The sequence below is a fragment of the Lactobacillus sp. ESL0684 genome (assembly GCF_029392675.1).
Taxonomy (GTDB): Bacteria; Bacillota; Bacilli; order Lactobacillales; family Lactobacillaceae; genus Lactobacillus.
Genome location: NZ_CP113941.1, coordinates 1,187,032 through 1,208,503, shown reverse-complemented (window position 1 = coordinate 1,208,503; position 21,472 = coordinate 1,187,032). Strand labels below are relative to the sequence as shown.

The following is a 21,472-nucleotide window of genomic DNA, read 5'->3' as shown; positions in this document are numbered from 1 at the left end:
TTTTACTTAAGGAAAGGTTGTTTTTAATGTTGAAATATTTTGGCACTGATGGTGTGCGTGGAGTTGCTAATCGAGATTTATCACCAGAGATGGCGTTTAAATTAGGTCGTGATGGCGGCTATGTTTTAACTAAAAATAAGCAAGATCAGCAAGCCAAGGTTTTGGTTTCAAGAGATACTCGGGTGTCTGGTGAAATGCTAGAATATGCCTTGATCTCGGGGCTGTTGTCCGTTGGGATTGAGGTTTTAGAAGTAGGAGTAATTACCACACCTGGGTTGTCCTATTTGGTTAGAGCTCAAGGAGCTGATGCTGGTGTACAAATTTCGGCTTCACATAATCCGGTCCAAGACAACGGAATTAAGTTTTTTGGTAGTGATGGACTAAAGCTATCTGATGAACTAGAAGGTGAGATTGAAGAATTAGTGGATGCCACCGTTGACTCTTTACCTAGGCCTTCAGCTCAAGGCTTGGGCACTGTAACTGATTTTCATGAAGGTAGTTCGAAGTATTTACAATTCATTGAAAATACGATTCCTGAGGATCTTGATGGAATTAAGGTAGTCATTGATGGTGCTAATGGTGCTGCCAGTAACTTGATTTCACGGTTATTTGCTGATTGCGGCGTCGATTTCACTACTATTGCTACCCATCCTGATGGTTTTAATATTAATGATCAAGTTGGCGCTACTCATACAGAAAAGCTGCAGGCAGAAGTGGTTAAGCAAGGTGCCCAGCTCGGTCTAGCTTTTGATGGTGATGCCGACCGCTGTATTGCAGTTGATGAAAATGGTCATGAGGTCGATGGCGATCATATTATGTATGTCATTGGGACGTATTTAAAAGATTGTGGTCGTCTTAAAAACGATACTATTGTGACTACTGTAATGAGTAATCTTGGCTTTACTAAAGCCCTAGAGCGTCAAGGAATTAAGAATGTACGCACTCAAGTTGGTGATCGCTATGTTTCTGAAGAAATGCGTGCTCATGGTTATAATTTAGGTGGTGAACAGTCTGGTCATGTTATTATGACAGATTACCACAATACTGGAGATGGAATGCTGACAGGCTTGCATTTGATGTTAGTCATGAAAAAGACTGGTAAATCTCTATCAGAATTATTAGCTGACTTTAAAGAGTATCCGCAATGTTTAGTTAATGTACCTGTCGATGATAAAACTGCGTGGCGCAAACACCAACCAATTCTTGATGTAATTGCAGAAGTTGAACAAGAGATGGGCGGTGAAGGTCGAGTTTTGGTTAGACCATCGGGCACTCAATCGCTATTGCGGGTAATGGCGGAAGGCCCAACGCAAGAACAGACTGCTGCCTATGTCAAGCGCATAACTGACGTGGTTGAAGCAGAAATGGGCGAATAAAGTAAAGTTTATAACGATAAAATCCTACTTTTGGTAGGGTTTTTTTGTTGATAAAAAATAACAAAAAATGCCTAAATTAGTTATGGTTAATTGTTGAAATAAATGCTAAATATTCATAAATCAAGCATAAAGATGTCGTTATTTAATATAACAAAATTGTAGTGCAAGTCGCGCTAAAACAGTGTTTTGAGCACATAATTTGCTTGATTAAAAAAAAAAAAGATTATAATTAAAAATGTAATTGTGATGTGTATATTTTAAGGAGGAATTTATAGATGAGTTTTAATAAGCAAAGAAAATTGCAAAAAAAATTCAGAAAAAATAGTAAGTTAGGTCGAAAGTTAATGATTGGTGCTGTTGCAGGAATTTCAGCTTTTGCTGGGGTTATTGAAACCACCGGTGCAGTTTCAGCCTCTACTATAGTTAAGGGGGCAGGTCAAGATGCTCATAATGCTTCCCAAGCTTCTCAAGCTCATAAAGCTAAGAAAGAAGCCGTTAGATATGATGGTCAAGCTAAAGTAACTTATAGTATTGCAACTAAAACTGCTACAATTGAAAACACTAAGTCTTCAAAATCTGGTGGTAATGCTTTAGGATCAGGTAAGTTAAATGTTGTTTTAGGTGCTGACGATAAGCATGCTGATGTTAGTCAAGAAGTAGAACACATTGTAGTTAAGAATGATGTTGTGTTACCAGCAGATTCTGTGCAAAAATTTGCTGATTTACCAAACTTGAAGTCAATTGATGGTTTAGGAAATGTTGACTTTAGCCAAGTAAGAAATGCTGATTATATGTTTGCTAACGATGTTAGTTTAGCTACTTTGCCATTAAATGAGGTACAACTATCTTCGGGAACTAGTCAAATTGCTAGTGCGAAAGATATGTTAATGAATACTAAACTAGCTTCAGTTGGTGCAGTTCAATCAGTTGTTAAGGGTCAATTGCCAACTGCTGATCAAGCAGCTAAAGCTGTAAATGTTTCGGTTGCTGAAAATGACTTTACAGGGTTGCACATTACTTATACTTGGGAAAATGCAGAAACAAATAAAGCCCTGATTGCTACTGACTTAAAAGAAGGCGACAACAAAGTTGTTGTTAAAGTGAGTTATTCATTGGTGGATAACAGTGGCTCGGTAATTCGTGATGATTCTACTACTAATGTTGTATCCGCCACAACTTCTGAAAATGCACCTGTATATCCACAAGACCTTGGCTATCAACGTGTGCCTGTAACTTTAAAGGTTACTAAAGCACAAACAACAAAACCGGGTACTGCTGCCGCTCCAGGAGCAACTATTATTGAACCAGGTACTACCCCAACATCTGACAAGCCAACTACGGATGAAAATACTGCTGCTGAATCAGAAAAGCCCGAAACAACTACTCCAGCAAAATCTAAGAAAAAGGCTAAGAAGAGAACCTTGAAGCATAATGCTTATGTTTATAACAAGAAGGGTAAGCGTGCTAACAAGAAAGTCTTAAAGAAGAACAAAAAGGTTAAGACTTACGGTACTAAGAAGATTAATGGCAAGAAGTACTATTCAATCGGTCATGGTCACTATGTTAAGGTAGCTAACTTCAAGAAATAGTTTATCTAGGTCTTCCGAACATTAATCTTATTTTTAACAAAATCATCTAAAAGCTCCACTGTGTTTGAACATGATATAAATTATGTTTTTACCAATGAAGCTTTTTTGTTTAAAATTTTTTCTTTTTATCAAATCGCATTGTATGTAATTTTCCAGCATATAGTCTATACCAATTATATAATATATTGCTTGACCAATTTAATATATTGGTCTAATATTCCATGTGTTATAACGAATTAATGGATTAGTCCATATTTAAAGTTTTTACTAGACCAAAGGAGAAAAATATGTGCGGAATTGTTGGAATTGTTGGTAAATCGGCCAGAGAAGTAATCTTAAGTGGCTTAACTAATTTAGAATATCGTGGTTATGATTCGGCGGGGATTTATCTCAATGACTTGGCTGGTAAAGAGTATCTGGCTAAGGCGACTGGGAAGATTCAGCAACTCGAGGCTAAGCTTACTCCAGATCAACAAGGCTTAGTTGGGATTGGACATACTCGTTGGGCTACTCATGGAGAACCATCAGTCAATAATGCCCATCCCCAATTTGACGAAACTAAGCGATTTTATTTAGTACATAATGGTGTGATTGAGAATTATCAAGAACTAAGAAGCCAATATCTGTCAGAAGCAGCTATGGTTTCCGATACGGATACCGAAGTAGTAGTGCAATTGGTCAGTAAATTTGCTCGTGAAGCTAACTTGTCAGCCTTTGCGGCTCTGAAGAAGACTTTAAAGCTGCTTAAAGGATCATATGCCTTTTTATTAATTGATAACACTAAGCCAGATCATATTTATCTAGCTAAAAACAAGTCACCATTACTATTGGGAATTGGAGATAATTTCAATATTATTGCTTCTGATGCATTGTCTGTTTTAGATCAAACCAAGACGTTTATTGATCTCCATGACGGTGAAGTTGGTGACATTACCAATGATAGCTATTACTTGGAAACTCTTGCTGGAGAACCGGTAATTAGCAAGTCTTACCAATTAGAGATTGATCCTAATGCCGCTTCAAAAGGGACTTATGATTTTTACATGATGAAGGAAATTTGTGAGCAACCAGCTGTATTGCGACATTTAACGCAGTACTATCTTGATAAATCGGGCGAACCTAGAATAGATGATGAAATTGTTAAGACTATGGCACAAGCAGATCGCTTTTATATCTTTGCTGCAGGGACTAGCTATCATGCAGGGCTAGTTGGCAAAATCTTGCTCGAACATTTAACAGGTATCCCGACCGATGTTGGCTATGCTTCGGAAGCTGGCTATCATTTTCCTTTATTATCACGTAAGCCATTTTTTATTTTCTTATCGCAATCTGGGGAAACTGCCGATTCGCGAGTAGTCTTGCAGGAAGCAATTAAGCGAAAAATTCCTAGTTTAACTTTAACTAATGTTATGGAATCTACTCTGGCGCGAGAAGCTAATTATGCAATTTCACTTGAAGCGGGTCCAGAAATAGCGGTAGCTTCGACTAAGGCTTACACTGCGCAAATAGCAGTTATGGCGATTTTGGCTAAAGCAATTGGGAAACAGCTGAAAACAGTCACTGCTAAGCAATTTAATTTAAAGACTAACTTGGCTTTAGCGGCTGAAGGAATTGAACAGCTAATTGCAAATCAAGCGAAAATTAAGCAATTAGCCAAGACGAAGCTAATTTCATCACGTAACGCCTTCTATCTTGGACGCGGAATTGATTATCCAGTTGCCTTGGAAGCAGCATTAAAATTAAAAGAAGTTTCATATATTCAAACAGAGGGCTTTGCAGCAGCAGAATTAAAGCATGGGACAATTTCACTGATTGAAAATGATACGCCAGTGATAGCTTTGATAAATGATCCAGTAACTGCTGGCCTCATGCGAGGCAATATTCAAGAAGTAGTCGCTCGAGGAGCTCAAGTGATTACTATTGCGAGTCAGGATTTGGCACAAGCCCAAGATGATCTTGTATTAGCCAATATTGATTATTATCTGTCGCCATTAATTTCAGTGGTGCCAACACAGTTGCTTGCTTATTATGCGGCTAAGGAAAAGGGGCTGAATGTTGATCAGCCGAGGAATCTTGCTAAAAGTGTCACAGTTGAATAAAAAGTAAAAAAGGTCGTAAGTAATTGCGACTTTTTGTATAATAAAGGAGTTGATAATAAAATAGTGGGAGGTTAAGCTATGGGGATTAAATTAATTGCAGTCGACTTAGATGGGACATTGTTGACTAGTAACAATGAGATTTTGCCGGAAACTGAAAAATTGCTCAAGCAAGCAAATGAGCAGGGCATAAAAGTTGTTTTGGCTACTGGCAGACCGTTATCTGGTGTAATGCGGTATAGCGAGCAGCTTAGTTTGGCAGGAAAGGCAGACCAATACAATATTGTATTTAATGGTGCCGTAATCCAAAACTTAGCTGGCAAAGTTGTGATGGATCAGAAGATGAATTATCATGATTTTACTAACATGATTCGTTTGCAAAGATTGGCTCATGTTAATCTTCATTTTGAAACGCCCGATTGTTTTTGGTGTTGTGATCGTGACTTGGCAGCTAGCCTAGCCTTGAACGCTGCGACTACCAATAACATGATTAAAGTTCGACCGGTTGAAGAAATTCCACAGGATTTTTCATTTAATAAGGTTGGCTTAACGATGATTGATGATTTGCAAGAGATGGATAAGCTCTGGCAAAATCTGCCAGATTGGGTTTTTGCAAAGTATGATGTTGTCCGGAGTTTTCCTGAAATTATTGAGCTTAACCTTAAGAATGCTTCTAAAGGCAATGCCTTATTACAGCTAGCGGCTCGTTTACAAATTGCCCCCAATCAAGTAATGGTGTTTGGCGATCAAGGTAATGATGTCTCAATGTTTGCTAATCCGGATTTTAAGAAAATTGCGATGGGCAATGCAATTGAGGCCATTAAGGATAGTGCCGATTATGTAACAGATGATAACGACCATAACGGAATTGCCAAGGCACTCAAAAAGTTCGTTCTGTAGTAAAATGAAGTTAGGCTAAGTAAATGGTTACAAAAAATAACGTACATAATATTTCTGAAGCCGAATGGGAAGTTATGCGAATTGTTTGGACACTCGGTGAAATTCATACTGGACAAGTAATTGCAGAATTACAGACTAAAAAAGCTTGGTCTGAATCAACCATCAAGACTTTGATGGGTCGTCTTGTTAAAAAAGGGCTGTTAAAGACACGTAAGGATGGTCGTAGATTCGTTTATTCAGCAACAGTTAGTGAAAATCAAATGATGCTTGAGGCAACTCGCCAGATGATGGGGCATATGTGCGATATGCACAAAGGGCAAATGCTGCTAGAACTAATTAAGGATGTTCCGTTGTCAAAATCTGATATTGAAAAACTTGAAAAGCAATTGACGCAAAAAGAGCAACAGGCTCCAGACAGAGTTGATTGTAATTGCTTAGCTTCCGAGCAACATGATTGTTAGGGAAAGAGTAAGATTTACACTAGGAGGTATTAGAATGAAAAAAATTAGCACAATTCTTTTGCGATTAGTGTTTACAGTTTTAATTTGTCTGTCAGGCTACCTACTTTTGACTAGCCCATTGCAATTAAATGTTGCCAACACTCGTGATATGGCTAAGGAAGTGCTACATAAGTCAGTTGATGCAGAAAATGATCCAAAATTAAAAGCTTCTTTAGAGTTGGCTCAAAAGTTTGGCTTAGAGGATAAGGTGCTTGAAGCCTTACCTAAGAAGTATCAACGAGATTTTTCGTACAATAGTTTGTATGACTTAGGCGTGACTTATAAACAAAATGGTGAACTAACTGCTCATGATTTGGCTTTACCGGAAAACAATCAGGTACAAGAAGCTGTTAGTGAAGTGATTCTACATAAGCTTAACCATGAATTAAAGGAAAATGCTGAGCAAGTTGATCAAGTAATTAGTGTTTTTCAATATTTCGCCTTTGCAATGGTCTTGGTCTTTACTTTGGCTGCACTATTGGCAGTGTTTGGTCGATATTTTGCGTCGATAGTTACCTTATTAGCAGCAATTGGTTCCTTTGGATTTTTGCAGTTTTATGCCAATCAGTTAGTAACTGTCTTGCAAAAGCAATTGTATCATGGAATCAATTTTGTCAATTCACAACAATTATGGTGGGGCTTGTTAATCGGAATTGTTGCTGGTCTTATCTGGCCAATCTGTTTGAAGTTAACCAAAAAGCGTGCTTAATTATTTTAAGATGAAGCAGGCTAGTTACGATGAGTGTAACTAGCCTGTTTTATTTTGATAACGAATACAACTTGCATTTTTATTTACATACTACTAGTATAGATATTTAGTTAGCAAGCTAACTAATAGGAGGAAAAATAGATGCAAAGGAAGTTAGATATAAAGTTAATCTGTTCTATTCTGGCAGCAGGATTAATGTCATTTTGTGGTGTATTAATTGAAACGGCGGGAAATGTGACTTTTCCAACGTTAATGCATGAATTTCAGGTTAATATGGCCACAGTTCAGTGGATGACAACGGGCTATTTACTGGTTGCCTCGATTGTTATGCCACTGTCAGTTTATTTGAAGAAGAATTTCAGTTCGCGTAAATTATTTATTGTGGCTGCAACTCTATTTATTTTAGGATTAATAATTGATGCAAGTGCCAATCATTTTGAATTATTAGTTCTTGGCCGAGTTGTACAGGGAATTGCTGCAGGCATTGCGATTCCACTGATGTTTAATCTAATTCTGGAAAGAACGCCATTTGAAAAAATTGGGTTAATTATGGGAATTGGCACGATGATTACAGCTGTTGCCCCAGCTTTAGGACCAAGTTTTGGCGGACTTATAGTTAATAAGTTAGGCTGGCGGTTTATTTTTATTTTAGTGATTCCGATCATGGTGATTTCTTTAATTCTTGGCTTAATCTTTATTACCAAAGATCCGTATGACCTAGAAAAGCCAAGTTTGGATTGGGTTGGTTTTCTAAGTATTGCAGTTACGTTTATTGGGGTTATCTTAGCGTTTAGCAATTTATCGACAATTCTGCGTAAACCGCTGAGCTTTTGGATACCATTAATTTTGGGAATAGTTGCACTGACTATTTTTATTAAGCATTCTCTTGTTGCAGACAAGCCCTTAATTAACTTGCAAGTGTTTAAGCAAAGCAAATTTACGTATGGCCTATGTGCGTATTTTCTATTTCAAATTAACACTTTGGGGCTATCATTTATTTTACCTAATTATGCGCAAATCGCTAATCAGCAGACAGCCTTGACAGCAGGTCTATTGATGTTGATAGGTGCTCTCTTAGGTGCAATTCTTTCACCAATAGCTGGACGTTTATTGGATAATTATGGCGCGCGTAAGCCAATTATGCTGGGAGGTATCTTAGAAATACTTGGCGGGTTACTTTTCTGCGGCTTTTCAGCAAATCTTTCAGCGGGCAAAATTATGTTATTTTATAGCATTGTCATGGTTGGTATCGGACTAGTGATGGGTAACACGATGACTAGTTCTTTGGGTGCCTTGACTGAAAAAGAGAATGCTGATGGCAATGGGCTATTTAATATGGCACAACAATTTGCTGGTGCAGTTGGCACCGCAATTGTCTCAGCGATTGTTCAAGCAGTAGAGCAAGCTAGTCACGCGCCAAATGCTGCCGCTAAGTTTATTAGTGGTGCTCAAAGTGGGCTAATCTTTTTAATTATTCTCGTTATTATTGGTGTATACTTACTTTATCGCGCTACTAATGAGGTAAAGAAATAATGCAAAGAAGACTAGGTCTGCTGTTACAGAGATTGCAAAATGTGTATAGTCGTAATCTTGATCACTATGCTAAAAGTATCGGCTTAACTGGTACTCAAATGCTAATAATTGAATATTTGGCTTCTTTTAGACAGAAAAAGCCACTTTACCAAAAAGATGTCGAACATGAATTTAATATTAGGAAGTCAACAGCAACTAATATTCTAAATTTAATGGTTCAAAAAGGGTTAATTGTTAGAAAGACTAGTTCAGTGGATGCACGCCTAAAGGAGCTTGAACTCACACAAAAAGCAGAACAGCTTGACGAACAAGTTACTCAATATTTTATAGCTTCAGAACAAGAAACCGAGCAAATTTTGGGCAGACAGGCTAAACAGGAATTGATGGCAGATCTAGTTAAACTAGAACAAGCATTAAATAAGTAAGATAAAAGCAGCTACACCGAGTCGATGTAGCTGCTTTTATTATCTATTTTAAATGTTCTGCGAATTTTGCAATATTATTATCAAGATAATCCTGATCAGATATGTTTTGTGGTAATTTGCTGTAAGCGAATTTAAAGACAACTTGACCTAGATTCATTAATAACAGGTTACTGACTTCCAAATTAACATTAGTGTCAGCTGGAATTTCGCTAGCCTTTATCATTTCCTGAAATAGTTTACGATAGAGGTATTTTTCCATAATGATAATATTTTGACTGGCATTAAGTAATTCTGGATAATCTTGGTTTTCGTGGAGTGAAATAAAGAAAATGCTGCGATGCTTCTCTAAAAAGTGTTGTGAAAGATTAACGGCATTTTGGATATCCTTTTGTGGATCACCACTTAATTCAAAATTGACTTCATATTCATTAATTTCATTTTCACATTGATCAATTAGTGCATTTAAAATACTCTTTTTATCAGCAAAATGGCGAAAAATAGTACTTTCATTAATCCCAGCTTCAGTAGCGATCTTTTTAGTAGTTGTGCCCTTGTAACCGTAAACACTAGTTAATTTAGCGAAAGTATTAACAATTTTTTTGTCCATATAATTAGAACGCATCTAATTCCCCTTAGTTTTATTTTATATATTAGCATATTCAATGAGTCATTATACCAACTAATTAGCCGATTGGTAAAGAAACTAAATTGGCATTAGTCAAGATATGCTATATAATGCCTAGTAGACGAATATAGGAGGCATTTAGATGGAAAAAGAACAAAGAATGCAAATTTTGTCAGACTTGGTTGAACTTCATTCGGTTAATGGGGACGAGTTACCAGTTGCCAATTACCTCAAGAAGTTGTTAGATAATGCTGGAATCAAGAACGAGATTTTACCATTAAAGGGTGCAACTAATCGGGCAAATTTAGTAGCTGAAGTCGGTTCTGGTAAGCCAGTCTTGGTAATTTCTGGTCATATGGATACAGTCGATGTCAATGAAGATAAGTGGAACAGCGATCCATTCAAGATCAGTAAAAAGGGCGATCTACTTTATGGTCGCGGGACTACTGATATGAAGGCAGGTCTGGCTGCAATGGTGATTGCTTTAATTGAACTTAAAGAAAAGCAAGTCGAAATTCCTGGGACAATTCATTTACTTGCAACTGCTGGCGAAGAAGTTGGTCAGCCGGGAGCAGAGCAATTGCAACAAGCAGGTTATCTTGACGACGCAGATGCCTTGTTAATTGGCGAACCATCTGGGTATAATCGGTCAGTTTATGCTAGCAAGGGTGAAATTAATATTAACTTACTGGCTAAGGGTAAGACTGCACATAGTTCAATGCCATTCCTGGGCATTAATGCCGTAGAAAATATGTTAGAATTGCTGAATCAAATTAAGCAGCGCATGCATGAGCTTAGTGAAGATAAGCATAATGAAGTTTTAGGTGATACAGTTTTTAATATTGATGTTATCCATGGCGGTAATCAGGTTAATGCCATTCCTGGGACTGCTAACGCAGAACTTAATATTCGTACAATTCCAGAATTAACCAATGAAACCATTATTGCTGAATTGCAGAGCGTGGTTGAGCAATATAATGCTGATCATCAAGGCCAAATTGAAATGTCTGTTGGGATGAATATTGTACCGATTGTTGGCGATCCAAATGCCAAATTAGTCCAAGTGGTTCATGCAGCAGCTAAATCTTATGTGCAACAACAAAAGCAATCGGCTGCAGAGCTCGAAGCAATGCAGCAAGAAGCGAGTTTATTAGGGCAAACATATGAGCCGGGGATGATCTTAAATGAAGGTGTCTCAGGAGGTACTGATGCATCAAAATTCTTGATTAATAACCAGACCGGTTTTGCCTATCTAGTCTATGGTCCAGGTAGCAATACACCACACCAAGATAACGAATATGTTTCTGAGCAAATGTATCTTGATTTTATTGAAATTTATAAGCAAATCTTTCAAAACTATGGTAAGTAAAGCTCGGGATTAAAATTGACGTTAGGCAAACTGCTTAACGTCTTTTTTTGCCCAAAAATAGTTTGCTCGTTTTAACTAAATAAGGTGGAAGTTAAGTATAATTTTAGTTAGAATTTTCTTTATAAGGGTGGGAAGTGTCATGTTAAGAAAACAAGCAATTAATGTAGGTGTCTTGGCAGCTAAATTGCTGATTGAATCAGGTTCAGAAATTTGGCGGGTTGAGGATACTACCAAGCGAATAATCAAGTGTGCTACAAACGAGAACCCGGAAGCATTTATCAGTTTAACTGGAGTTTTGGTTAGTTTGCCTCGCACCTCTTATAGTCGATTTGTTCAGGTTGAAAAACGTAGTATTAATATGGCGCGTATTAGCAAGGTTAATCAATTATCGAGGCATTATACAGCTGGCAAAATTAGTTTAGATCAATTAGAGCGAGAATTATTGGGAGTTCAAGCTTCTGGTCCACAATTTCCAATTTGGTTACAGACTTTAGCTGCTGGAATGGAAGGCGCATTGTTTATGTATATTTTTACACAAACCTATGATTGGCGCGATTTCCCTTTAGCTTTTATGACTTCAGCAATAGGCTATTGGGTAACGCTGTATCTATCAACTCACGTCCGAATTCGGTTTATTAGTGAATTTGTTGGTGCGCTATGCATTGGGGTATGTGCCGTAATTGGGGTAAGGTTGCATTTAGGTTTCAATGTACAAAATATTATTATTGGGGCGGTTATGCCGCCGGTTCCTGGTATTCCCATGATCACGGCTGTCCGTGATATTTTTGAAGGTAATTTATTATCGGGTCTTGAACGTTTAATGGAAAGTATTATTACACTTTGTGCCTTAGCATTTGGCATTGGGGTAGTTTTGCATTATGCATAATGAAAGGAATAGATAATGAGCTTTTATCATTTTATTATTCAGGCGCTATTCAGCTATTTAGGGACTATCATGTTTGGGGTATTTATTAATTTACCTAAAGATGCGCTGAATGCGGCAGGATTAATTGCTGGTGTTGGTTGGTTAGTTTACTGGTTTATGGTTAACTTTGATTTTGGCGCAATTTTGGCGAATTTTGTTGCGGCCTTTGTGGTTGGGAGTTTAGGAATTTTGCTCGCTGCTAAAAAGAAAATGCCCAGTACAATGTTTGTGATTGGCTTGGTACCGCTGGTGCCTGGAGTAAGTGGGTATCAGGCAATCGCTGCCGTAATTGATCATTCGCCGATGGTTGCTTTACAAAAAACGATTCACGTTTGCATGGTAGCTGGGGCAATTGCTTTAGGTTATGTTTTTTCACAAGTGGTGTTAGAGTTAATTAAGAATAGGCGACACAGTCTAAGTTAAACTGTCTTTACTTTTAGGGTTAAATAGTTTATGATTAAATTAATTTAATTGTCATAAATATCGCAGGTAGATCCAATGAAGAATTTTAAGTAAAAATAACAACAATTTAATATTTTAACTTAATAAAAATGATGGGATTACTATGCAAATAATTGATATCCAAAAAATAAGTCAGCAGGTCAATGCGCGGACGCTTTTTTCTGCTACCCACTTAATTGTTAATGAACATGATCGTGTTGGTATTGTTGGCAATAATGGAGCTGGCAAAACTACCTTGCTTAGACTAATTGCTCATGAGTTACCACTTGACCAAGGACAAATCATCGTTAAGCAAAGCGCGAATTACATTGCGGCGAGTGTAGATTCAAACTTAGCACTTAGTGGTGGACAGCAGCAATGGCAGCTTGAACGCAATCAAATTTTAGTAGCTAACAAGCTATTGCTGCTTGATGAGCCCACTAATAATCTTGACAGCCAGCATGTTGAACTATTAATTAACCTACTTAAACGTTATCGAGGAACGATCATTTTAGTTTCGCATGATCGATATTTACTCAATGCGATTTGTACCAAAATATGGTCAATTGAACAACAAAAAATAACTGAATATGTTGGTAATTATGACTCCTTTGTCCAAATGCAGACTCGTCAGCGGCAAAATCAGGTCAAATTATGGGAAAATCAAACTAAGGAAAAGAAAAAGTTACAGGCAGCGCTCACTACTAAACAAAACCAAGCTAATAGGGCGACTAAGGCACCTAAGGGTGTTGGCAAAAATGAGGCTAAGAATGTAAAAAATTATTATGCGAATAAACAAAAGAAGTTAGATCGCTCTGCTAAAGCACTTAAGCAACAAATAACTAAATTGCAAGCAGTCAAGCAACCGCGAAAAACTAAACAAATTAAGATTGATCATCAAGTTACTAATAATTTGAAGAATCAGGTATTAGTAAAATTTAATAAATATCGCGGTGATTTTTATGGCCAAACGCTCTGGCAACCATTTACGGCTAGCATTCGGGCAAGTGATAAGATTGCCCTAATAGGAGATAATGGCAGTGGTAAAACGACATTTATTACGCAAATGTTGCATAGTGATGCAGTTAGTCTCAGTCCAGCAGCTAAGATTGGTTATTTTAGTCAGCAGATTAAGAACTTGATTTGGTCTAGAACAGTTAAGCAAAATGTGATGACGACAGCAAATGTGGCTGAATCCGAAGCTTTAACTTTATTAGCCTCAATGGGAATTGAGCGGGAACTGTTTAATCAGCCAGTTGATGAGTTAAGCGATGGTCAGCAGACTAAGGTAGCGCTCGCTAAAGTTTTACTAAGCGAGCTTAATTTTTTATTGTTAGATGAGCCAACTAACTATCTTGATTTGGCTTCAATTCAAGCTTTAGAGCAGTTTATGCAGCAGTTTTCTGGGGCAGTATTATTGATCTCTCATGATCAAGCATTAGTGCAAAATGTGGCTACTACTATTTGGCATATTGCAAATAATAAAATTATAATTAATTAAAAAATAACCAACCAAGTAATTTGGTTGGTTATTTAATTTGGTCTAACTTTAGTTACTTCACCGCTATTGAGAGTATAGTGGGTTGCTCCAATTTGTAAAATCAAATTAGCGTTTTGGTCAAGATCAATCGCGCGGCCGGTTAACTTTTTATGCCCTATTTGCACGGTTATATCATGGCCAAGCATAGTTAGTCGTTTTTTATAATCTGTCAAAAACTTACCTTCAGCAAAATTGGGTAATATTTGCACAATCTTTTGGATTAGATTATTAACAAATTGGCAAAATAGGGCATCAGTTGGTGGATTTACTAGTAAATTAGCAGCATTAGCTAACTCAAGGTCTGGAGTTGCTTGATGTAAATTACAACCAATTCCGATGACTGCTAACTGGGGTTTTACCTGTTCAACTAAAATACCGGCTATCTTTTTTTGCTTAAATAATAAATCGTTTACCCACTTAATCTCAGTATCTAAGTGAAATAGTTCTAAGATAGCTTCATGCAAGCACCAAGCAATCCCGGTCGTTAACAGACCTTGATTGTGTCTGGATAAGTTATCAATTGGACAGATTAGTGAGAGATAGACTCCTCCTGCGCTAGAAATAAACTTGCGATCCTTTTTACCATAACCGGCCGTTTGCTCATCGCTGCCTATTAACATGAAACCAGGGTCAGATATTCTATCAGCAATTTGTTTAGCAGAAGTATTGGTTGACGAAATTCGCTTGTACCAAGTCAGAGTAATTGGCAAGTTAGCCAGCAATTTTTGTAACTGTTGTTCTTTAACAAGATTGTGTTCATGTTTCATGATAATTACTTCTTATTTTAAATAGTTTGATATTCAAATCATTTCAGACGGACTATAACTTAATTAGCCTTGATATTAACACAAATCTGCATAAAATTCAGTAATAAAATTGACAATTTGTCCGTAATGCAATATCATACTCGAAATAAATACTTTGATATCCAAAGTATCATGTGATGATTAATTGAAATAGATTAATTACACAAAAAATGTCATAGAGATAGAGAGGAAGTTGCGATGGAAGCGGATCTGAAGAAGATTAATGATTTATTAACCACGGTTTACAACGATATCATGCACGTTGAAGAAAAAGAATTGCGGAAAAGTGAATTTAAAGATATTTCAATTAAAGAAGTTCACGCGATTGCTGCAATTACAATGTATGATCATAAGACCAGTTCGCAGCTTGCTAAAGATCTAATGATTACAGCTGGCTCGGTGACGACTACGATTAATAATTTAGTACGCAAAGGCTATGTGATCCGAATTTATGGTGAAGATGATCGCCGCGTAGTGCGGTTAGGTTTAACTCACCGTGGCCGATTAGTCTATCGTGCCCAAGATTCATTTCATCGTTACATGGTTAAAAAATTTGTGGCTGGCTTTAACGATGAGCAGGTTGAAATAATTGAGCATGCTTTGTTAAATTTAAGAGCTTTTTTGGAATTTCCACCACATTTTGAAAGTAAGGAAAATAAAAAGAATGGGCCTAAAGATTAAACAAACGGCGCATTATGTACCTGCCAAGGTAGTCACTAATGATGATTTAACACAGTTAATGGATACGTCGGATGACTGGATTGTTAGCCGTACTGGAATTAAGCAGCGCCACATTGCTACAACTGAACAAACTTCTGATTTAGCCGCAAAAGTTGCTAAACTGCTGTTAACAAAAGCAAATTGTTCGGCAGATCAGCTTGATTTTATTATCGTGGCAACTATGTCGCCAGATTATCAGACGCCTGCAACTGCTGCGATTGTCCAAGGAAAAATTGGTGCAGAAAATGCATTTGCTTTTGATATTAATGCAGCTTGTTCAGGTTTCATTTATGCCATATCGATTGCTGATAAATTGCTTACCCATTATCAACGTGGCTTGGTAATTGGCGCAGAAGTTCTGTCAAAATTAGTTGATTGGCAAGAACGCTCGACTGCAGTCTTGTTTGGTGATGGCGCTGGCGGAGTTTTAGTTGAAAATGACAGTGACAATTTGGTGGCGGAAGATTTAGCTACTTTTGGTGATAGTGGAAGTCAATTAACGGCAGGTTATCAAGCGGTTAATTCGGCTTTTACTCAAGATAAAACTGCGATACATCAAAAGTATTTTGAAATGGATGGTCGCGGCGTTTATCATTTCGCGACTCATGAAGTTCCAACCTCGATTGTGCGAGTTTTGGCTAAAGCCAATTGGCAACCCGATGAGGTTAAGTGGTACTTATTGCACCAAGCAAATGGTCGTATTTTAACCTCGATTGCGCGGCACTTGCATCAAGATGAACAAAAATTTTTGCAAAATGTTGCCTGCTTTGGTAATACCTCAGCAGCCAGCATTCCCATTCTGCTAGATGAAGCAGTTAGTGATAAGCGAATTAAACGCGGCCAGAAACTGATTTTAAGTGGCTTTGGCGGCGGACTGACAGTTGGCAGTATCGCAATTATTTATTAGAGAATTTAAGGAGTTTTAAATAATGACAGATCAAGAAGTTTATAACAAAGTAAAAGAAATTATCGTTGACCAAACTGGTGAAGATGAAGCAGCAGTTACCTTAGAGGCAAATATTAAGGATGACTTAGATGCTGATAGCTTGGATATTTTTGAAGTAATTAACGAATTAGAAGATGAATTTGATATCAAGATTGAAAGTGAAGAGGGAATTGAAACTGTTCAAGATCTTGTCAATTTCGTTAAAAAGCAATTAGCTGCGAAAGAAGGCTAACTAATGAAATTAAGTCCATTAATGAAAAGTTTGGGACTTAAGTACCCAATTTTTCAAGGCGGAATGGCTTGGGTAGCTGATGGTAAATTAGCTGCTGCGGTATCAAATGCTGGCGGCCTAGGGATTATTGGTGCAGGCAATGCACCTAGATCTGTAGTTGCTGAGGAAATTGCTACTGCCAAAAAGTTAACTAATCACCCATTTGGGGTGAATGTCATGCTGTTATCACCTTACGTCAAAGAAGTTGTTGACGTGATTTTAGCTAATAAAGATGCGATTACGGTGGTAACTACTGGTGCAGGTAATCCCTCTGATTATGTCGCTGACTTTAAAGCTGCTGGCATTAAAGTAATTCCAGTTGTTGGTTCAGCTGGTCTAGCAAAAATGATGGAACGAGTTGGCGTTGACGGTGTAATTGCAGAAGGTATGGAATCTGGCGGTCATGTTGGCAAGCTCACTACGATGGCATTAGTTCCTCAAGTTGTCGATGCAGTTAATCTTCCAGTGATTGCTGCGGGCGGAATTGGTGATGGACGCGGTCTAGCAGCTAGTTTCATGTTAGGTGCAGAGGGTGTTCAAATGGGAACACGCTTTTTAGTAGCGACTGAATCGAAGGTTCATCCTAATTATAAAAAGGCGGTTTTGAAGGCTAAAGATGCTAGTACCATAGTTACTGGTGAATTTGCTGGTCATCCTTCGCGAGTTTTGAAAAACAAAATGGCTAAAAAATATCTAAAAATAGAAAAAGCCGAGGCCTTAAAAGATGAACCTGATTATGCTGAATTAGAAGAAATGGGTAGTGGCAGCTTGCGTAAAGCAGTGCTAGATGGCGATCAGGAAAATGGTTCTTTTATGGCTGGTGAAATTTCGGGGTTAGTTAAGCGTGAACAACCTGCTGCTGAAATTTTAGCTGAAGTGGCAACTCAAGCCGATGAATTGTTGAATGGTAAGTATTAAATCATGATTGGTTTGTTATTCAGTGGTCAAGGATCCCAGCAAACAGGCATGACCCAGGACTTATATGATCAGGTGCCCAGATATCGGCAAGTAATTGATCAGGCAGCTGATATTTTAGGCTTTGATTTACCTGCATTATTATTTGATCCAGCAAAAGCTGCAGCCTTAAATGAGACCAAATATTGTCAGCCGGCGATTTTGGCCGTTAGTTATGGTTTGTACCAGTTGTTAGTAGATTATTTACCACCAGCCAAATTTGGTATTGGCTTGAGTTTGGGCGAATATAGCGCATTAGCAGCTAGTAATGAGTTAACTTTTGCTGATGCACTTAGATTGATTAAAAAACGTGGCGAGTTGATGCAGCAAGCGAGCGAGCAAACTCCCAGTAAGATGGTAGCAATTATAAAAGCTGATTTAGCTGATGTACAGTTAGCTTGTCAAGCAGCTGAAAGTTCGGGCGCAATTGGTGTAGCTAATGTTAATACACCTCAGCAGATAGTAATTGGTGGCGAAATTGCAGCAGTAGATGCGGCGACTAAGCAATTACAAGCTAGTGGTGCTAAAGTGCTGCCCTTGCAGGTTAGTGGGGCTTTTCATACTCCACTAATGCAGCCAGCACAAGTTGAATTGAAAAAAGAATTAGCGAAAGTTACTTGGACCAAAGGTGCTTTTCCAGTTTATAGTACGACAACTCAAGCAGAGTTTGTTCCTGAAATAATGGTTGAAAATTTGACCAACCAATTGATTTCGACAACTTATTTTGCCAAGACATTAACTGAACACATAGCTAAATTAGATGCTGTAATTGAGGTCGGACCTGGCAAGACGCTGATTTCCTTTGCCCGTAAAATTAAGCGGCAATTACCAACTTATCGAGTTGATAGCTATCATGCTTTGCAAGCAACAATTGCTTTTTTGGAGGCTAATTAATGGATTTAAAAGATAAAGTTGTGCTTGTTACCGGTAGTTCAAGAGGAATTGGCTTAGAAGTTGCCCATGCCTTTGCTAAAGAAGGTGCCAAAATTGTGTTAAATGCTCGCAAGCCGATTGCTCAAGAGATTGTCGCTGAATTTGCCGAGCAAACCGAAGTAATTGACTTAAGTGCTGATGTAACTGATGAGGTGCAAGTTAAGGCGCTGATTGAGCAAATTTTTACTAAATTTGGTCAATTAGATGTGGTTGTCAATAATGCTGGTATTGTCAGAGATGGGCTGCTTAATCGCATGTCAGAAACTGATTTTACAGAAGTGGTTAAGACAAATTTAGTTGGTACTTTCAATGTAATTAGGCAAGCATTAAGACCAATGTATAAGCAGCGATCAGGTTGCTTTATTAATATGGCTAGTGTAGTCGGTTTAACTGGCAATATTGGGCAAGCTAATTATGCAGCTAGCAAGGCTGGTGTGATTGGTCTGACTAAGTCTGTTGCAAAAGAGGCAGCTTTAAGGAACTTACGTTGTAATGCGATTGCTCCGGGGATGATTGCCACCCAAATGACTGAGCAATTAAGTGAAAAGCGGCAAGCAGAAATTGCTAAGCAAATTCCACTTAAGCGTTTTGGTAATATTGCTGAAGTGGCACAGACAGCAATTTTTTTGGCACAAAATGACTATATAACTGGTCAGGTCATTACAGTCGATGGCGGCTTGACCATGCAGTAAGGAGAAAAAATGACAAGAGTTGTGATTACGGGCATGGGCGCGTTAACTCCGATAGGTAATGACGTAGCTAGTTTTGCTGCTGGTTTAAATACACAAAAAGTTGGTTTTAGTCCGATTTCCTTTGATGCTAGTAAAACTGGTGTAACTTTAGCTGGAGAATTGGTAGACTTTGATCCCTTGAAGCATTTAAGTAAAAAAGATACTAAGCGAATGGATCTATTTACGCAGTATGCGGTTTATGCTAGTGACGAAGCAGTTAGCCAAGCTGGTATTAATGAAGACAATACTGATAGCAATAATTTTGGCGTAATTTGGGGTACTGGTATCGGCGGTCTAACTACGATTGAGCAACAGACCATCAAGATTCGTGAAAAAGGGGCAGATCGAGTATCACCGATGTTTATCCCAGTTTCAATTGCGAATATGGCGGCTGGTAATCTATCACTGCGGTATCATGCTAATGGAATTAGTACGACTGTGGTAACCGCTTGTGCCTCAAGTAATAATGCGATTGGTGAAGCTTATCGTCAAATTAAAGAAGGGCGAAGCGAAGTTATGGTAACGGGTGGTTCAGAAGCCGCAATTAATGAAGATGGGATTGCAGGTTTTGCTGCTTTATCTACGTTATCAACTGCTACTGATAAAACAAAAGCTAGTTTACCATTTGATCGTAATCGAAGTGGTTTTGTGATGGGTGAAGGCGCCGGTGCTTTAGTCCTGGAGTCGCTTGAACACGCACAAAACCGTGGTGCCAAAATTTTAGGCGAAATTGTTGGTTATGGTGCAACATCTGATGCTTATCATATTACTTCACCAGATCCTACTGGTACCCAAGCGGCTCGGGCAATGGAGTTAGCAATTGGTGAAGCTGGAGTTACTTCTAGTGAGATAGGTTATATTAACGCTCATGGTACTGCTACTAAGGGTAACGATTCGGCTGAAACTACAGCGATTAAAAAAGTTTTTGGTCAGGATAGTAACGTACTGGTTTCTAGCACTAAAAGTATGACTGGGCATTTACTAGGTGCTGCTGGTGCAATTGAAGCAGTCGCCACTATTTTGGCTTTAACAACTGGACAATTGCCAGTAAATGTTGGTTTAACTGAGCCGGATCCAGAATGTGCGCTTAATTTAGTTACTACGGAAAATAATCAGACACAAGTTACTTATGCTATCAGTAACTCGTTTGGTTTTGGTGGACATAATGCGGTACTTGCGCTAAAAAGGTGGGATGATTAAATGACCTTTGAAGAAATTCAAAAATTAATTGACCAAGTTAATCAAAGTAATATTACCAAGCTAAATCTGGATTTTGATGGTGGACATCTAGATATTGATAAAGAAAAGTTAGCTCAACCAAGCATAACTGAACAAGTAGCTCAACCAGTTGCTGAAGCTAAACCGGAAATCGCTGTTAATCAACCGCAAATCAAAGCACCGCTAGTTGGAATTGTATATTTACAAGCTAACCCAGATGAAGCACCGTATAAAAAGATCGGTGATCATGTTGAAGCTGGTGAAGTGGTTTGTGTAATTGAAGCAATGAAGATGATGACTGAAGTGAAAAGTGAGCTGAGTGGCACGATTAGTGAAATTTTAGTTTCTAATGAGGAAGTCGTTGAATTTGACCAACCGTTGTTTGCGGTTACACCAGAATAGAAAGTAAAAAAATGGAAGAACAAGTAGAACCACAAACTTTAGACATCATGCAGATTGAGCAGATTTTGCCGCATCGGTTTCCAATGTTACTAATTGATCAAGTATTAGATTACCAAGCTGGTCAATATGCAATCGCACGCAAAAATTTGACGATTAACGAAAGTTTTTTTCAAGGACATTTTCCTGATAACCCGGTAATGCCGGGCGTATTAATGGTTGAAGCTTTAGCTCAGACAGGTGCTATTGCCTTATTAACTTTACCTGAATTTGCTGGTAAAACTGCATATTTTGGCGGTATTAAAAATGCTAGATTTCGGCAAATGGCCAAACCTGGTGATAGTTTACGTTTAGAAGTTCAATTAGAGAAGTTACGTGGTAATGCAGGAGTTGGTAAAGCTAAGGCTTATCTTGGTCAAAAGTTGGCTTGCAATGCCGAATTAACTTTTGCAATTCAATAGGACGG

The 21,472-nt window shown here is 38.1% G+C and carries 23 protein-coding genes; 21 read left to right on the top strand and 2 right to left on the bottom strand.

Annotation, left to right across the window (positions count from 1 at the left end):
- The first annotated feature begins 26 nt into the window (after nucleotides 1–26).
- From glmM to OZX56_RS05810, 8 genes are all read left to right on the top strand, one after another.
- Nucleotides 27–1,376, top strand: coding sequence for a phosphoglucosamine mutase (glmM, locus tag OZX56_RS05845; RefSeq protein WP_277139246.1), 1,350 nt, complete (start codon nucleotides 27–29; stop codon nucleotides 1,374–1,376).
- A 275-nt stretch (nucleotides 1,377–1,651) separates the two neighbouring features.
- The gene (locus tag OZX56_RS05840) at nucleotides 1,652–2,965 is read left to right on the top strand and encodes an SLAP domain-containing protein (protein ID WP_277139245.1); all 1,314 of its coding nucleotides are present in this window, start codon (nucleotides 1,652–1,654) and stop codon (nucleotides 2,963–2,965) included.
- Nucleotides 2,966–3,252: 287 nt separating this feature from the next.
- The gene (gene glmS, locus OZX56_RS05835) at nucleotides 3,253–5,064 is read left to right on the top strand and encodes a glutamine--fructose-6-phosphate transaminase (isomerizing) (RefSeq protein WP_277139244.1); all 1,812 of its coding nucleotides are present in this window, start codon (nucleotides 3,253–3,255) and stop codon (nucleotides 5,062–5,064) included.
- A gap of 78 nt (nucleotides 5,065–5,142) precedes the next feature.
- On the top strand, nucleotides 5,143–5,961 hold the full coding sequence (locus tag OZX56_RS05830) for a Cof-type HAD-IIB family hydrolase (protein WP_277139243.1): 819 nt from the start codon (nucleotides 5,143–5,145) through the stop codon (nucleotides 5,959–5,961).
- A 23-nt stretch (nucleotides 5,962–5,984) separates the two neighbouring features.
- The gene (locus OZX56_RS05825) at nucleotides 5,985–6,422 is read left to right on the top strand and encodes a CopY/TcrY family copper transport repressor (protein ID WP_277139242.1); all 438 of its coding nucleotides are present in this window, start codon (nucleotides 5,985–5,987) and stop codon (nucleotides 6,420–6,422) included.
- A 34-nt stretch (nucleotides 6,423–6,456) separates the two neighbouring features.
- Nucleotides 6,457–7,170, top strand: coding sequence for a hypothetical protein (locus tag OZX56_RS05820; RefSeq protein ID WP_277139241.1), 714 nt, complete (start codon nucleotides 6,457–6,459; stop codon nucleotides 7,168–7,170).
- Nucleotides 7,171–7,311: 141 nt separating this feature from the next.
- Entirely contained in the window at nucleotides 7,312–8,703 is a 1,392-nt protein-coding gene (locus OZX56_RS05815; protein WP_277139240.1) for a DHA2 family efflux MFS transporter permease subunit, read from the top strand.
- The gene (locus tag OZX56_RS05810) at nucleotides 8,703–9,128 is read left to right on the top strand and encodes a MarR family winged helix-turn-helix transcriptional regulator (RefSeq protein WP_277139239.1); all 426 of its coding nucleotides are present in this window, start codon (nucleotides 8,703–8,705) and stop codon (nucleotides 9,126–9,128) included. Before OZX56_RS05815 ends, OZX56_RS05810 begins: the two co-directional genes overlap by 1 nt.
- A 43-nt stretch (nucleotides 9,129–9,171) precedes the next feature.
- On the opposite strand, the gene OZX56_RS05805 is transcribed toward OZX56_RS05810, so the two are convergent.
- Nucleotides 9,172–9,750: a TetR/AcrR family transcriptional regulator gene (locus OZX56_RS05805; RefSeq protein WP_277139238.1), complete on the bottom strand. Its 579-nt coding sequence runs from the start codon at nucleotides 9,748–9,750 to the stop codon at nucleotides 9,172–9,174.
- A 145-nt stretch (nucleotides 9,751–9,895) separates the two neighbouring features.
- Here OZX56_RS05805 and OZX56_RS05800 point away from each other — a divergent pair, with 145 nt between their 5' ends.
- The 4 genes from OZX56_RS05800 (at nucleotide 9,896) to abc-f (ending at nucleotide 13,989) form a co-directional block, all read left to right on the top strand.
- On the top strand, nucleotides 9,896–11,122 hold the full coding sequence (locus OZX56_RS05800) for an ArgE/DapE family deacylase (protein ID WP_277139237.1): 1,227 nt from the start codon (nucleotides 9,896–9,898) through the stop codon (nucleotides 11,120–11,122).
- A 139-nt stretch (nucleotides 11,123–11,261) separates the two neighbouring features.
- Nucleotides 11,262–12,008, top strand: coding sequence for a threonine/serine exporter family protein (locus OZX56_RS05795; protein ID WP_277126253.1), 747 nt, complete (start codon nucleotides 11,262–11,264; stop codon nucleotides 12,006–12,008).
- Nucleotides 12,009–12,023: 15 nt separating this feature from the next.
- Entirely contained in the window at nucleotides 12,024–12,470 is a 447-nt protein-coding gene (locus tag OZX56_RS05790) for a threonine/serine exporter family protein (protein WP_277139236.1), read from the top strand.
- Between the two features lie 142 nt (nucleotides 12,471–12,612).
- Nucleotides 12,613–13,989, top strand: coding sequence for a ribosomal protection-like ABC-F family protein (gene abc-f / locus OZX56_RS05785; protein ID WP_277139235.1), 1,377 nt, complete (start codon nucleotides 12,613–12,615; stop codon nucleotides 13,987–13,989).
- A 32-nt stretch (nucleotides 13,990–14,021) separates the two neighbouring features.
- Here the strand turns inward: abc-f and OZX56_RS05780 are convergent, their stop codons facing one another.
- Complete coding sequence (locus tag OZX56_RS05780) at nucleotides 14,022–14,795, bottom strand: biotin--[acetyl-CoA-carboxylase] ligase (protein WP_277126256.1); 774 nt, start codon at nucleotides 14,793–14,795, stop codon at nucleotides 14,022–14,024.
- Nucleotides 14,796–15,032: 237 nt separating this feature from the next.
- Between OZX56_RS05780 and OZX56_RS05775 the strand changes: the two genes are divergently transcribed.
- Genes OZX56_RS05775 through fabZ form a run of 9 tightly spaced genes read left to right on the top strand, consistent with a single transcriptional unit; the run spans nucleotide 15,033 to nucleotide 21,467 of the window.
- Nucleotides 15,033–15,515 carry a MarR family transcriptional regulator gene (locus tag OZX56_RS05775; protein WP_277139234.1) on the top strand — a complete coding sequence of 161 codons (483 nt, stop codon included), beginning with the start codon at nucleotides 15,033–15,035 and terminating at the stop codon, nucleotides 15,513–15,515.
- Nucleotides 15,499–16,461: a beta-ketoacyl-ACP synthase III gene (locus OZX56_RS05770; RefSeq protein WP_277139233.1), complete on the top strand. Its 963-nt coding sequence runs from the start codon at nucleotides 15,499–15,501 to the stop codon at nucleotides 16,459–16,461. The genes OZX56_RS05775 and OZX56_RS05770 overlap by 17 nt, the downstream gene beginning before the upstream one ends.
- A 22-nt stretch (nucleotides 16,462–16,483) precedes the next feature.
- Entirely contained in the window at nucleotides 16,484–16,732 is a 249-nt protein-coding gene (locus OZX56_RS05765) for an acyl carrier protein (RefSeq protein ID WP_277126259.1), read from the top strand.
- A 3-nt stretch (nucleotides 16,733–16,735) separates the two neighbouring features.
- Nucleotides 16,736–17,689 (top strand): enoyl-[acyl-carrier-protein] reductase FabK, encoded by a 954-nt coding sequence (fabK, locus tag OZX56_RS05760; RefSeq protein ID WP_277139232.1) that lies wholly within the window; start codon nucleotides 16,736–16,738, stop codon nucleotides 17,687–17,689.
- Nucleotides 17,690–17,692: 3 nt separating this feature from the next.
- Nucleotides 17,693–18,619 (top strand): ACP S-malonyltransferase, encoded by a 927-nt coding sequence (locus OZX56_RS05755; RefSeq protein WP_277139231.1) that lies wholly within the window; start codon nucleotides 17,693–17,695, stop codon nucleotides 18,617–18,619.
- Entirely contained in the window at nucleotides 18,619–19,350 is a 732-nt protein-coding gene (gene fabG / locus OZX56_RS05750) for a 3-oxoacyl-[acyl-carrier-protein] reductase (RefSeq protein ID WP_277139230.1), read from the top strand. Before OZX56_RS05755 ends, fabG begins: the two co-directional genes overlap by 1 nt.
- A 9-nt stretch (nucleotides 19,351–19,359) precedes the next feature.
- Nucleotides 19,360–20,589: a beta-ketoacyl-ACP synthase II gene (gene fabF, locus OZX56_RS05745; RefSeq protein WP_277139229.1), complete on the top strand. Its 1,230-nt coding sequence runs from the start codon at nucleotides 19,360–19,362 to the stop codon at nucleotides 20,587–20,589.
- Nucleotides 20,590–21,009, top strand: a complete 420-nt coding sequence (locus tag OZX56_RS05740) for a biotin/lipoyl-containing protein (RefSeq protein ID WP_277139228.1) — start codon at nucleotides 20,590–20,592, stop codon at nucleotides 21,007–21,009. It begins immediately after the preceding gene.
- 11 nt (nucleotides 21,010–21,020) lie between these two features.
- The gene (gene fabZ, locus OZX56_RS05735) at nucleotides 21,021–21,467 is read left to right on the top strand and encodes a 3-hydroxyacyl-ACP dehydratase FabZ (protein WP_277126265.1); all 447 of its coding nucleotides are present in this window, start codon (nucleotides 21,021–21,023) and stop codon (nucleotides 21,465–21,467) included.
- Nucleotides 21,468–21,472 lie beyond the last annotated feature (5 nt).